12 protein-coding genes are annotated in these 12,363 nt (G+C 43.3%); 6 read left to right on the forward strand and 6 right to left on the reverse strand.

The annotated features are described in order from the left end of the window. Positions 1-5: 5 nt before the first annotated feature. Positions 6-923 carry a glycosyltransferase family 2 protein gene (locus tag DWZ67_RS09945; protein ID WP_005825959.1) on the reverse strand — a complete coding sequence of 306 codons (918 nt, stop codon included), beginning with the start codon at positions 921-923 and terminating at the stop codon, positions 6-8. 308 nt (positions 924-1,231) lie between these two features. Between DWZ67_RS09945 and DWZ67_RS09950 the strand changes: the two genes are divergently transcribed. Then, the gene (locus DWZ67_RS09950; RefSeq protein ID WP_008662059.1) at positions 1,232-2,230 is read left to right on the forward strand and encodes a glycosyltransferase family 9 protein; all 999 of its coding nucleotides are present in this window, start codon (positions 1,232-1,234) and stop codon (positions 2,228-2,230) included. On the opposite strand, the gene hldE is transcribed toward DWZ67_RS09950, so the two are convergent. From hldE to DWZ67_RS09975, 5 genes are all read right to left on the reverse strand, one after another. Further along, complete coding sequence (gene hldE / locus DWZ67_RS09955; protein WP_008662058.1) at positions 2,211-3,641, reverse strand: bifunctional D-glycero-beta-D-manno-heptose-7-phosphate kinase/D-glycero-beta-D-manno-heptose 1-phosphate adenylyltransferase HldE; 1,431 nt, start codon at positions 3,639-3,641, stop codon at positions 2,211-2,213. The two genes, DWZ67_RS09950 and hldE, sit on opposite strands and share 20 nt — an antisense overlap. Next, positions 3,638-4,126, reverse strand: coding sequence for a D-glycero-alpha-D-manno-heptose-1,7-bisphosphate 7-phosphatase (locus DWZ67_RS09960; protein ID WP_008662057.1), 489 nt, complete (start codon positions 4,124-4,126; stop codon positions 3,638-3,640). The genes hldE and DWZ67_RS09960 overlap by 4 nt, the downstream gene beginning before the upstream one ends. Then, complete coding sequence (gene gmhA, locus DWZ67_RS09965) at positions 4,119-4,700, reverse strand: D-sedoheptulose 7-phosphate isomerase (RefSeq protein ID WP_008662056.1); 582 nt, start codon at positions 4,698-4,700, stop codon at positions 4,119-4,121. Before gmhA ends, DWZ67_RS09960 begins: the two co-directional genes overlap by 8 nt. A 36-nt stretch (positions 4,701-4,736) precedes the next feature. After that, complete coding sequence (locus DWZ67_RS09970; protein ID WP_005825949.1) at positions 4,737-5,486, reverse strand: lipopolysaccharide kinase InaA family protein; 750 nt, start codon at positions 5,484-5,486, stop codon at positions 4,737-4,739. Positions 5,487-5,569: 83 nt separating this feature from the next. Next, positions 5,570-7,384 (reverse strand): LTA synthase family protein, encoded by a 1,815-nt coding sequence (locus tag DWZ67_RS09975; protein ID WP_009037397.1) that lies wholly within the window; start codon positions 7,382-7,384, stop codon positions 5,570-5,572. A gap of 261 nt (positions 7,385-7,645) precedes the next feature. Here DWZ67_RS09975 and DWZ67_RS09980 point away from each other — a divergent pair, with 261 nt between their 5' ends. The 5 genes from DWZ67_RS09980 to DWZ67_RS10000 all read left to right on the forward strand — a co-directional run bounded on the left by DWZ67_RS09980 (position 7,646) and on the right by DWZ67_RS10000 (position 12,362). Beyond that, complete coding sequence (locus DWZ67_RS09980) at positions 7,646-8,710, forward strand: CDP-glycerol glycerophosphotransferase family protein (protein WP_120138737.1); 1,065 nt, start codon at positions 7,646-7,648, stop codon at positions 8,708-8,710. Between the two features lie 61 nt (positions 8,711-8,771). After that, positions 8,772-9,737 carry a glycosyltransferase family 2 protein gene (locus tag DWZ67_RS09985; RefSeq protein ID WP_120138739.1) on the forward strand — a complete coding sequence of 322 codons (966 nt, stop codon included), beginning with the start codon at positions 8,772-8,774 and terminating at the stop codon, positions 9,735-9,737. 29 nt (positions 9,738-9,766) lie between these two features. Beyond that, positions 9,767-10,651 (forward strand): glycosyltransferase, encoded by an 885-nt coding sequence (locus tag DWZ67_RS09990; RefSeq protein WP_120138741.1) that lies wholly within the window; start codon positions 9,767-9,769, stop codon positions 10,649-10,651. A gap of 59 nt (positions 10,652-10,710) precedes the next feature. Next, on the forward strand, positions 10,711-11,547 hold the full coding sequence (locus DWZ67_RS09995) for a glycosyltransferase family 2 protein (RefSeq protein WP_005833775.1): 837 nt from the start codon (positions 10,711-10,713) through the stop codon (positions 11,545-11,547). Then, positions 11,544-12,362: a glycosyltransferase family 2 protein gene (locus DWZ67_RS10000; protein ID WP_005833773.1), complete on the forward strand. Its 819-nt coding sequence runs from the start codon at positions 11,544-11,546 to the stop codon at positions 12,360-12,362. Before DWZ67_RS09995 ends, DWZ67_RS10000 begins: the two co-directional genes overlap by 4 nt. Position 12,363: the final 1 nt, after the last annotated feature.

Here is a 12,363-nt window from a genome sequence, read left to right on the forward strand (position 1 = left end):
AAATGTTAGACAAATGTTTTTTTCCAAAATTTCCATAAGGGACCGAAATCTTTGGTTAATAAATAAAATATGGCTTTTAGGCGGCCGCGTATTAGGCTTATTTTGAATCTATTTCCTGTTTTGAAAGTTCCTATCTTTTGGGATTTGAAATCTTTTCCTTTGTAAGTGAAAACTTTGCGGAATGTGGATGAAGTCATGCCCCATTTTAATAGAAATTGCATTTGACCACAATTCTTGCGTATGCGGGTAGTTGATTTTGTTTCAAAATGATAGATGCGACTGGCTTGTAGCCCTTTCATGAATCTGACTCCACACATATATAATTTTGCGGTGAAATCTGGGTCGCTGTACATTCCGGGTGAGTATTCTATACTATAACCGCCTACTAAATCCCAAATGTCCCGGTGTACGATATTGGGAGGAATGGTAGCTCCCATCCAGTCGTTTATTTTGTAGTTCATGTATTCTTTCAGTAATTTATCTTCTTGAAAAGTTTCGATACTGTCTCCATAATTGGCTAAGATGGTTGATGCGCTTTGTGTATGTGGTTGTATTGATGTAGCTGAAAGAAAGAAATAATTGTCAGACAGTTTTTCTATTTCGTCATAGAGAACCTTGTCCCAAAAAGGGAGTACATACATATCATCATTCAAAAATAGAATATAATCAGTTTTGACTTTAGTGCGCATCATATTCATAGCAAAACATACTCCGATATTCTGCTCAGAATGTGTGTAATCAATACCTGCTTTTTTTATCCACTCTAAGGTTCCGTCACTTCCATCGTTTACGTGTACAATGATTTGGTGATTGTAGTAAGAGTTTCTTTGGATACTTTGTATGCATAGTTTTAGGAAAGCAAGGTTATTCCATGTAGGTATAACGATTGAAAATAATCTGTTTTGAGATTTTATAGCTGTCATCTTTTGCTAATTGAGAAAATAAGTACAAAGATATTTATATAAATGGAGTTTTTGATTATAATTACTTGAAAACATTTATATTTTATAATATGCAAAAACAATATTGGTGTGAAATATACTGTTTTATGAGTGATATATAATACCTCTAGATTTCTTGTAGACAATAGTTTGGACTTGGATTGAATTTTTATGTTTGTGTTTTGTGTAGGCTGATGTTCTATATTGTATGATTAGCCTATATCGCTATTTGCGAAACTTGAATTAAGTTATTACTTTTGTGCCGAATCAGCAATTCTAATAAATTTGTTATGACCAAATTCTTAATTATCCGTTTCAGTTCGATAGGGGATATTATCCAGTGTATGGGAATTATCGGTGGAATACGTGAACGGTTTGCAGATGTGGAAATTCATTGGATTACCCGGAAAGATATGGTGGGGACCTTGTCGATGGATGGCAGGATTGATAAAATCTGGGCGTTTGACAAGGAGACCGGACTTGCCGGGTTGTTGAAAATGGCGGCTGATTTGAGAAAAGAGCATTTCGACTACATTTATGACGCTCATAGTAATATCCGTTCCAACATATTGAAGCTGATAGTATCTCCATTGCCTTTTGTGAAACCTTACGTTGCTTTGCGGAGCAAAGAGAGAGGCAAACGCTTTTTGTTGTTTAAACTGGGAATCAATCATTTCGACAAGCCTTTCAGGGGGATGGTGTCTTTTCAGAAACCATTGAAGAAATGGGGAATTACGCATTTTCCGGACAACTATCACGACTGGCATTTCCCGGATGAAATACGTAGCAAGTATGAGAACTTTGTAACCAAAGATATGATTACGCTGGTGCCGTCTGCCAACTGGGAAATGAAACGCTGGCCCGTTTCCTATTGGAAAGAATTGGTTGCCCTTCTTCCTGAGTATAAATTTGTTATTCTGGCTGGTCCGAAGGATACTTTCTGTGAGGAAATCAGAAGTGCTGCACCGGAACGGGTAGTTAACCTTGCGGGACAAACCTCATTGATGGAATCTTCTTACATAGTGTTGCGTTCCAATCTGGTAATCAGCGCTGATACGGGTTTTATGCATGCCGCTGATTTGTTCCGTGTTCCTGCTTTTGCCTTGATGGGACCTACGGCCTTCGGTTTCCCTACGGGACCTACGGTGGAAATACTCGAAACAGCCCTGCCTTGCCGTCCGTGCACCAAAGACGGACGGGGTAAATGCAGGCTAGCTGTTTATCAGAAGTGTATGGTGGATATTACCCCCCAACAAGTCGCTGAAAAGATTATTGCTTCTCTTGGTTGATGGCGCCTATCGTCTTTGTAGTGGAATAACCGTCTACGAAGGGGATAGTTACTGTTTCTTGGGCGTACTCCCTGCCTACAATGTTTTCTATGGCATAGTCGCCACCTTTTACCAACACGTCCGGCGCTACTGTCCTGATGAGGTTCAGCGGGGTGTCTTCCGTAAAAATCACTACGTAGTCCACTGCTTCCAAGGCTGCCAGGACTGTGGAGCGGGCGCTTTCATCATTGATGGGGCGCGATTCCCCTTTCAAACGTTTTACTGAGCTGTCCGAATTCAATCCTACGATAAGTACGTCCCCCAGTCTTTTGGCCTTTTCCAGATAGCACACGTGTCCTTTGTGCAGAATGTCGAAGCAGCCGTTTGTGAATATGATTTTGCGCTCCTGCGCACGCAGTTGTTTTATAGTATCTGCAAGTTGGGGAATAGGAATAAGTTTGCTGGCCGGTTTCCCGATTTGTAGCTCGTCCTGCAACTCTTTGAACAGAATGGGGCTGGTGCCTATTTTCCCGACTACAATGCCGGCCGCTTTATTGGCAAGATAAATGGCATCTGCAATAGGGATACCGGCTGCCAGCGCAGCTGCTAAAGTTGCCACGACAGTATCGCCTGCACCTGAAACGTCATATACTTCCCTCGCTTCGGTAGGAATGTCCTGCGAGGCATCGGGAGCTATGTATGACATGCCTTTTTCGGAACGTGTCACTAATAGAGAAGTAAGGTTATACTCCTTCAGTATCCGGTCTGCTGCGCTATGGATTTCTTTATCCTCATTTCTCACATCCACTCCCGAAACAGCCGAAAGCTCTTTCAGGTTGGGGGTGATGATGGTTGCGGAACGGTATTTCTCCCAATTTGTCCCTTTGGGGTCTATAATGACCTTCTTCCCTTGCCCGGCAGAGGCGGATATAACCTGCTGGCATACTGTATCATTGCATACTCCCTTGCCATAATCCGAAATCACGACAATGTCCACTTCGGGGAGTGCACGCTTCACGGCATCCAGCAGTTTCTGCTCAGTCTCTTCGTTCAGGCATTCATTTTCTGTTTCAAAGTCCAGCCGTACTACTTGCTGGCTGTTGCCTATTACGCGGGTTTTGGTGATGGTTGGGTGTTCTGTATGAAACAGTTCGTTTCTGATACCCAAATCAGCGAACATCTCCTGCATTGTGTTTCCGTTGTGGTCGTTGCCAAGCAGGCTGACGACATACGGCGAGCAACCCAGTCCCAACAGATTTCTTGCAACATTGGCCGCTCCTCCCAATACATTGTAGGTACGGGTGACACGGACCACTGGTACGGGGGCTTCGGGAGAAATCCTTTTCACGTCCCCTATGTGGTAAGTATCCAGCATCACGTCTCCGATGACAAGCACCTTCTTTCCCTTTATACTGTTTAATTCTGCGTTCATAATAGGTTGTTTTTTAATTGGTTTGCCCAGTATATAAGCGGATGTTCCTCTGTGACCCGGAAAGACTTGACACCGCTTCGTTCGCCGCATTCCGTATCCGACTTCTTGTCTCCGAACATATAGGATTGGGACGGGTCGATGTCATACTTCTTCATCGCTTCCGTCACCATGAAAGGAGAAGGCTTACGGCATTCGCAATGTTCTTCCGGAGCGTGAGGGCAAGTATAGAAATCGTTCAGTATAACTCCATGTTTTTCCAGCTCTTGGGCGAGTGCCCGGTTGAACTGTTCGGCGTCCTCCAGTGTAAAGTAGCCACGTCCAATACCGGATTGGTTCGTGATGACAATCAGCAGATAACCCAATTCCTGAAAAATGCGGAGTGCTTCGGCTACACCGGGCAATAATTCAAGCTCTTGGGTCTTGTAAACGTAGCCGAAATCAACATTGATGGTACCGTCCCGATCAAGGAAAATCGCTTTATTCATGGGAGAACAGTTTATTGTCAACGATGCCGCACAAGATATGTCCGATGGTAATGTGCACTTCTTGAATCCTGGCAGATTCGGCGTGCTGTATAATCAACGGGTAATTGCAAAGTTCCTTGCACCTTCCTCCATCCCTTCCCAGGAGCCCTATGGTGGTGATGCCCATAGATTGTGCCTTCTGCAAGGCATGCTCTACGTTGGGAGAGTTGCCGCTGGTAGAAAGGCCTATCAGAATATCACCTTTCGTTCCCAAGGCTGCTGTCTGCCGTTCGAAGACGCGGTCGAAGCCATAATCATTGCTGACTGCGGTCAGGATGGAAGTGTCGGTTGTCATGGCGATGGCGGGCAGGCCTTCCCGTTCGGTCACGAAACGTCCGACGAGTTCGGCGGCGATATGCTGGGCATCGGCTGCACTGCCGCCGTTACCGCAAAGCAAGACTTTGTGCCCTTGTCGAAGGGCTTGTACTATCAGATTGCCGACAGTTTCGATGTCGGCAAGCATTTGCCGGTTGTTCAGGATATTTTCTTTGAGCCTGATACCTTCTTGGATGGACTGGGTGATATAATCTTGCATAATTTTCTAATCTCGTTGGTACAAAGATACGACATTTCAGAAATGAAGCTTGCTTTTGACGAAATTTTTAAATTGTCTTTGCTTTCTCCATTTCAGTCTGCTGAAGAGAGTGAAGAATATGCATTCTTCAATATCGAATCCTCTTTGCTCGGCATATAGAGGTATTATTTTCATGAAGTCATCGGCGGGAATACCCAGTTGGCTGAAGGCATTCATGGACATTCTGATACCGGGTACTTTACCGAGCTTCAGGCGGTTGATGTCAATGAGGGCGAAGTGATATTTGCCGTTTGTCTTCCGGTAAAATATATTCTTGGGATTATAGTCCAGTGGCAAGACCTTGTTCAGATGTAATTGGAGAGTGAAGTCTACGAGGTCATGTCTTAGCCGTTTTTTCTCTTCTTCCTCCATTTCCGTACCGAACATATCCGTAACAAGCGGGTAGGGGAGGTATTCGGAAATAAAGTATCCGGTGTGGAAGAAACCATTCTTTTTGATTTCTATATAAGCTACCGGAGGGGCGGTCTCTATTCCCCGTTGCAGAAAAAGTTCTGCATATTCAAAGGCGCGCTGCGCTTTGCTTTTGCGGAACCAAGTGTAAATGAGGCAGTTTATGAGGGCAGGTCTTTTGTATTTCTTGATTACGAAGTCCTTGTCTCCGAACCGCACTCTTTCGACTGTGTTCCTTCGGTTACAATAAACCTCTTCCCGTTCATATTCTTCCGATGGGATGGCTCGGATATAACTCTCGTAGGCGGCATAGTGCGGATGAATATGTACCTTCATTGCTTTTATTTACATTTTACTTCTTTTGAACGGTGCAAAGATAGTGCAAACCGAAAGCAGAACAAAATGAACTTGTTCATTTTTTATTTTGAGGTGCCGCCTATCTTCGCTTTTGAGCAAAGATAATCAAAATGTATCATCTGGTCGGAAATATCGTATGCTTTTTTAGCGAACTCGGCTTCTGCCGGGGTGGGCTCTTCACCTACCACCTCCATTTGGGGGCTGATGGCGAATCCTTTCTTGCATGGGTCGAGGATGCTTTGGCCCAATCCGCTCCAGTAGTAATCATCCAGTTGGAGCAGGTTCAGTAAGGTGGGGTACATATCGATTTGTCCCATCACTTTATCATAACGCATGCCTACCGGAGAGTTTACTATGATGAAAGGGGTGAATGTCTTGTCGGATACGATACCCTTGCCACCGGGGGCGTTACACAATTCTTCACGGTAGGTAGCCAGTCCTTCGTGGTCACCGGTGATGACGATAAGGGTCTCGTCGTATTGTGGGAGTGTTTTCAAGTACTCCACGAATTTTCCTATCGCCTTGTCCGTATAGCGTGCAGTGGTCATGTAGTCATTCATTTTCTGTGGAATGGCCGGAGAGAAATGAATCTCTTTCAATTCTTCAGGCAATTTGAAGGGAGCATGGCCGGAGTAGGTCACCAGCTGCATGTAAACATTCTCCCCCTTCTTCCAGATTTCCCCCTTCTCTATTTTTTGGCGGCATTGCGCCAGGAAGGAGCCGTCTCCGGTACGTTTGTGCGTGCCAAAGGCTTCTGTCAGTTCAAAGTCATGATAAGCAATGATGGTGTCGGTCCCGAAACTGTAGGCTATGACGCCTTGGTTCCAGGTCGATACTTTATCGATGGTCAGGAGGTAGTTGCGCGAGTTCTTCTGCTGATGCATGGCTTTTTGCAGGGTTCCGTAGGTGTGGTCTGGATATTGGCTGCTGTATGTGCCGCTGTTGATAGGCAGCATACCGGCGCAAAGCAACAGCTGTGCATCAATGGAGCGCCCTCCTTTCACTTGCGTCAGTACGTGGGGGGCGTATAGGGTGGTGGAGTCTTGCAGCAGTTTGTTGAGATATGGGGTAATCTCTTGCCCTTCCACTTCCCTTTCGAGTACCCAGCTTTCCAAAGATTCTGCCAGGATGACGATGCAGTTGTTGCGGATTCCGATACGTCCGGCCAAAGGGTGATGTCCGGGTTTCTGGCTCAGCCACTCCTTTATCTCTTGCTGTATCTGTGGGGTGGCCTCCTGCTTCTGGTTGATGAGGTCATAGTATAGGCTTCCGAAGACAGTATACATGGAAGTGGTGCTTGCACACAGATAGGCTTTCTGGCGGACGGTGTTGTATGCTTCCTTGAATCCTCCTTTGGCCAGGGTGGTGATGGCAAACAGCAGGATACCGATTCCCAAAGCTCCTCCGTAATACTTGTATGATGTTCTTCCGGCGGTATTTCTTTTGTAATGCCAATAAAGGGGGATACTGGCAATGGTAGATAGAGGGAAGAAGATGTCGTACCAGCGGAAGGAGTCGTAAACGCTTCCGGTGAAATCGGCGAGGTTTCCAGAAAGTCCATAGCTGTTAAGTGGGATGGCAGTATAGTAGGTGCGGAAATACATCAAGTTGACAATCAGCAGTATATCCAGCAAAAGCATGATGACTATCTCTGTTTTCCAGAGCCGGAAGAACTTATAGGGGACGAGAAGTACGAGGGTGGCTATTATTTTGGTTGCATAAAATTCGATGGTAGAGAATGAAGCGAATGTGGTGGGTATGCTCCAGATGAAATCGAATAGCAGGAATTTGAAAAAAACGGTGATTCCGAACAAAAGAGTCACTTTATCTGTTGCCCCTTGTTGGCTGTTGGAGCAATGAAAAAGATTTCTTCTCATAAAATAGTATTTTTAAAATATTGGGGTGCAAAGATAGATATTTTAGAGAAGAAAAAGCTTCATAAACAGCAACTTTTGGAAAAAAGTTGATAAAAGTCATTTTTTTTTCTGGATTGATGCAGTATATGCAGAATTCTTGTATTTACTTTGCAGACGTTTAAAGCAAAGAAAGCAAAACTGTTACAAACTAAGGGCTGGATTTTATTGTTCTATTGGTAATTTGAGGTGACGATTGTGTCGTTGCCGTGATATTTTGAGTGTATGAAGAAGCATTATTTATTTTTCGTTTCGGTAGCCTATTCCTATCCTATACTTCGCCCGCTTCAGGACGAAATCAAGCGTAGAGGAGACGATGTTGCATGGTTTATCGAGCCAGACTGCCCGGTTCTGTTGGATCAAGATGAGAGGTGGCTTCAATCTGTTCAGGAAGTGATGGATTATCAGCCTATTGCCGTGTTTGCGCCGGGCAACTATATTTATGATTTCTTCCCGGGAGTGAAAGTTTCCCTTTTTCATGGCTACCCCATCAATAAGCGTGGCGATGAAAAGGACGACCATTTTTCTGTCCGCGGATGGTTCGATGTCTATTGCACGCAAGGAGAAACGAGCACTCTTCCTTTCAAGGAACTTGAGAGGAAATACGGCTTCTTCAAGGTATACGAAACTGGCTGGTGCAAGGCGGATACTTTCGTGAAGGAACGTGTACATACTCCTCATAATGCACGTCCGGTAGTTTTGTACTCTTCTACGTTTACAAGAAATATAACTTCTGCTCCTCATCTGTTTGATACCATCAAGAGACTGGTGCGCGAGAAGAACTGGGATTGGATTATTTCGTTCCATCCGAAATTTTCGGATATGGAAGTCCTCAAGAAATACAAGGAACTGGCCGCTTCCTGCCCCAATATTACTTTCCACGAGAGTGGACTTGTTGATGCCAAGCTGCTGAATAGTGCGGATGTGTTGTTGTCTGATGCTTCGTCTGTGATTGTTGAGGCGATGATGTTGGACAAACCGGTGGTGACTTATTGCAACACCATGCCAGGAGCTCATTTGCTGAATGTCACTGAGACGGATGCTGTGGAAGGAGCGATAGAAAAGGCCATTTCCCGTCCGGCAGAACTGATGGAGCGGATGCGTGCTTATGTGCACAAGCATGAAGCCCATCTGGACGGTGAGTCCTCTTCACGGGTACTGGATGCCGTAAACAACTACATCTGGTATTTTCAAGGTAAGACCAGAACCAAGCCCTGGAATCTGGTGCGTAAGTTTAAATTGCGATGGCGGGTGGGCTATCCGTTGATGGCCACTTTGCGGTTGTGGTAGGCGATAGATAATCTGTCGGCCTATTTTTTTGTTTTATAAGTATGAAATCTGCATAAATTTTATGGATAATTCTCCTATGGTAAGTGTAATACTTCCCAATTATAATCATGTTGTTTATTTGAAAGAGAGGATTGAAAGCATCCTCAATCAAACCTATCAGAACTTTGAATTGATTCTGCTGGATGATTGTTCTGCGGACAATAGTTGTGATATTTTGAATGCCTATAAAGAACATCCAAAAGTTTCGGCATTAGTGTTGAATGAAAAGAATACAGGCAATACTTTTCTTCAATGGGATAGGGGCATTCGCCTTGCTAAAGGAAAGTATGTTTGGATTGCAGAAAGTGATGACACTGCCGATATTCATTTTTTGGAGGCAACAGTTGCCGCATTGGAGTTGAATCCAAGTGCAATAATGTGCCTTACTGGTTCCATTCTGATAGATGGACAGGGACAAAGGATGAAACGTAAGAGCCGTGACCGTTGGAAAGAAACCGGAGAAGTGAAAACATTCGATGGCAAAGAATATGTAAAACATAATCTGTTGTATAGGAATTATGTGTATAATGCCAGTATGGTGCTTTTCAAGAGGGAGGTTTACGATAAACTAGATAAGTCCTTTCAGCAACTTCGCTGTGCGGGTGATTGGCAGTTCTGGGTAGAAGTGGCACAGGAGGGAAAAGTTGTAGAGGTACGCCGGAAATTGAATTACTTCCGGCAACATACCAATAAAGTGACCAGCAGGTCTAAATATACAGGGGAAGGAATGTTCAATACCATAGATGTGATGTCGTATATGTTTTCTTGTACAGACGTTGGCTGGTATAGGAAATGTTTGGTGAGGGGAGAGTGTTATAGACTTATAGCGAAACTACCGGTTTCACCGGACATCCGTGCCCGTCTGTATGTTGAGGCAAGAGGGAAAATTGGGGTTCTGCCAGTACATTACTATCTGGAACGTATAAATAGGATATTGGCATTTGTGATTCCTTTTCTTCCTACTCATAGAAAAGATAAATTCAAATAAAGGTACATTATATAAAAGAGGATATAGGAATGCTGTCAGTTATCATTTGCTCTATTTCACCGGAACGATTGCAAGACATCAGCCAAAATATACATGCTACTATTGGAGTGGAACATGAGATTATCGCTATAGATAATCGGGAGAAGTGCTGGTCTATAGCTCGCGCTTATAATGAAGGTGCTCGGCAGGCTCGCTATCCTTATTTGTTTTTCGTCCATGAAGATGTGAAATTCCATTCGCAGGATTGGGGGACGGTTGTTGCTGAGAAGTTGGCGGAACCGAGCTGTGGAGTAATAGGTTTTGCAGGAACTAAAATAATGTTCGACTGCTATTCGGGATGGATGCAGCACCGTCGTTTTGCTTGTACTTCTTATTTACAAAAAAAAGGAAATGTGACGGCATTCACTGGGTTCAATGTGGTACAAGGAGAGTGGTTTGCGGAAGTTGTAGCAGTGGACGGTTTCGGAATGTTTGTCCGAAAAGAGGTATGGAAGGCATATCCTTTCGATGAGAAGATGCTGACTGGATTTCATTGCTATGATGTTGATTTCTCTTTACAGATAGCTGCAAGCAAACGATATAGAAATTATGTTTGTTGCTCACCGGAAGTTCAAGTGGAACATCTCTCGGAAGGTAATTATAATCGCAACTGGTGCCAAGATACGGTCAGGATGTATAATCGGAAATGGAATGTTATTTTGCCGATAAAGATAGATGACCTTTGTCTTACTAAAAGGGAGATGGAAAGATATAGAGAAAAGAGCTTTAATCGTTTCTTGCAAAAATCTTTTAAAGTTGATTTCCCTGAGAAGAAAGAAGTTTTGATGGCTTTTTTGTCTTATCCTTTTTCTTTAGAACATTTGTTGCATTGTATTTCGGGAGTATATAAATATTTAGTAGGGAAGTATTCTTAAATTTGTAAATTGATTATTGTCATCTGCTAAATAATTCAGATAAAATATAAACATATTGTATGGACGCATTAAATGAAAAGGGTATGGTGTCTGTTATTGTACCTTGTTATAATCAAGCCATTTATTTGCCCGAAGCCTTGAACTCTTTATTGGCTCAGACTTATCAGTGCTGGGAAGCGATAGTTGTGAATGACGGTTCGCCTGATGAGACAGAAAAAGTGGCATTGGAGTATACGCGGAAAGACTCAAGAATTAAATATGTATTCAAGGAAAACGGAGGATTGTCTTCTGCGAGAAATAAAGGTATAGAATTGGCTCAGGGAGAATTTATATTGCCGTTGGATGCAGATGACATTATACATCCGGAGTATATGGAAAAGGCGATGGAGGCATTCGAGGACAATCCATTCCTGAAACTGGTATTTTGTCGAGGAGTTTTTTTTGGAGTAAAAAATAAGGTTTGGAATTTGCGTTATGAAGGGTATGAGGAGTTGCTTCAGAGAAATCATATTTTTTGTTCTGCTTTTTTTAGGCGCAGTGATTGCATGGCCATTGGCGGCTATGATGAGAATATGCGGAAAGGACACGAGGACTGGGAGTTCTTTATCAGGTTGTTAGATGAAAATAGTCTTGTGTATCAGATACCCTCTCCACTCTTTTATTACCGTGTCAAGGAGCAATCTATGATAACTGCGGCAAAGCAGGCCGATGTATTTAATGAAACGGAGTTTTATATCTATTCAAAACACAGAACCCTTTATGCTTCCTTTTTTGGAGGTAGTGCATTGCACATCATTCGCGAACTGCTTTATCTGCGCAAGAAGCGCGAGGCGCATAGAAATAAATGGTATAGAAGATTTTTCCGTCAATATATAAAAGGACTTTTTCACAAATGAAACTATCTGTCATAACTATCAACTATAACAATGCTGAAGGACTGGCCAAGACAATGGACAGTGTTTTCAGACAGCGCTTTTCTGACTTTGAATATATTGTCATAGATGGTGGCAGCACTGATGGCAGCAAGGACTTGATTGTGAACAATCAGGATAAAATTGCTTATTGGTGCTCTGAAAAAGATTCGGGCATATATAATGCCATGAATAAAGGCATCCGGGAGGCATCTGGAGAGTATTTACTTTTTTTGAATTCGGGTGATTTTCTTCATGACTTTGCTGTATTGGAGGACATTCATCCTTTTTTGTCGGGCGAAGACATTGTTTACGGGGATTTGCTTTTTGTACACGGTGATGGAAAGGAGGATTTGTTTGTATACCCGGATGTCTTGAGCTTTGAATATTTTTTGGAACGCTCTTTGGGACATCCTGCTGCTTTTATAAAGAGAGCATTATTTGAGGGGTGCCTTTATACGGAGACGCTTAAGATTGTTTCTGATTGGGAATTCTTTGTGAAGAAGATAGTGCTTGAAAGCTGTTCTTATAGACATGTCGAGAGGGTGATAAGTATCTTTAATATGCAAGGCATCAGTTCTGTCTCTTTAAGTCTTTGTGAGGAGGAAAAGAAATATATCCTGCAGGGAATATTTCCTCCCATGATACTCGACTCTTTGCAGTTGGCTGCTTGCCTGAAAAAGCAGCCTTTGTTTGAACTTTTCCGTGAGATGAGCAAGACACACCGTTTCCAGAAGAGGGTAAAGCCTGTCCTAACCTTCTTGCTGAAATTGAACAACGCTTTCTCTATGCGGAAATGAA

Origin of the sequence: Bacteroides sp. AF34-31BH, from assembly GCF_003602795.1 — a bacterium.
Classification (GTDB): Bacteria; Bacteroidota; Bacteroidia; order Bacteroidales; family Bacteroidaceae; genus Bacteroides; species Bacteroides uniformis.

Bases quoted from the DNA above. Each gene is read 5' to 3' on its own strand.
- hldE (WP_008662058.1), bottom strand. From the start codon at position 3,641: ATGAACGCAGAATTAAACAGTATAAAGGGAAAGAAGGTGCTTGTCATC.
- DWZ67_RS09960 (WP_008662057.1), bottom strand. From the start codon at position 4,126: ATGAATAAAGCGATTTTCCTTGATCGGGACGGTACCATCAATGTTGAT.
- DWZ67_RS09950 (WP_008662059.1), top strand. From the start codon at position 1,232: ATGACCAAATTCTTAATTATCCGTTTCAGTTCGATAGGGGATATTATC.
- DWZ67_RS09990 (WP_120138741.1), top strand. From the start codon at position 9,767: ATGCTGTCAGTTATCATTTGCTCTATTTCACCGGAACGATTGCAAGAC.
- DWZ67_RS09995 (WP_005833775.1), top strand. From the start codon at position 10,711: ATGGACGCATTAAATGAAAAGGGTATGGTGTCTGTTATTGTACCTTGT.
- DWZ67_RS09945 (WP_005825959.1), bottom strand. From the start codon at position 923: ATGACAGCTATAAAATCTCAAAACAGATTATTTTCAATCGTTATACCT.
- DWZ67_RS09975 (WP_009037397.1), bottom strand. From the start codon at position 7,384: ATGAGAAGAAATCTTTTTCATTGCTCCAACAGCCAACAAGGGGCAACA.
- DWZ67_RS09980 (WP_120138737.1), top strand. From the start codon at position 7,646: ATGAAGAAGCATTATTTATTTTTCGTTTCGGTAGCCTATTCCTATCCT.
- DWZ67_RS09985 (WP_120138739.1), top strand. From the start codon at position 8,772: ATGGATAATTCTCCTATGGTAAGTGTAATACTTCCCAATTATAATCAT.
- DWZ67_RS09970 (WP_005825949.1), bottom strand. From the start codon at position 5,486: ATGAAGGTACATATTCATCCGCACTATGCCGCCTACGAGAGTTATATC.
- gmhA (WP_008662056.1), bottom strand. From the start codon at position 4,700: ATGCAAGATTATATCACCCAGTCCATCCAAGAAGGTATCAGGCTCAAA.
- DWZ67_RS10000 (WP_005833773.1), top strand. From the start codon at position 11,544: ATGAAACTATCTGTCATAACTATCAACTATAACAATGCTGAAGGACTG.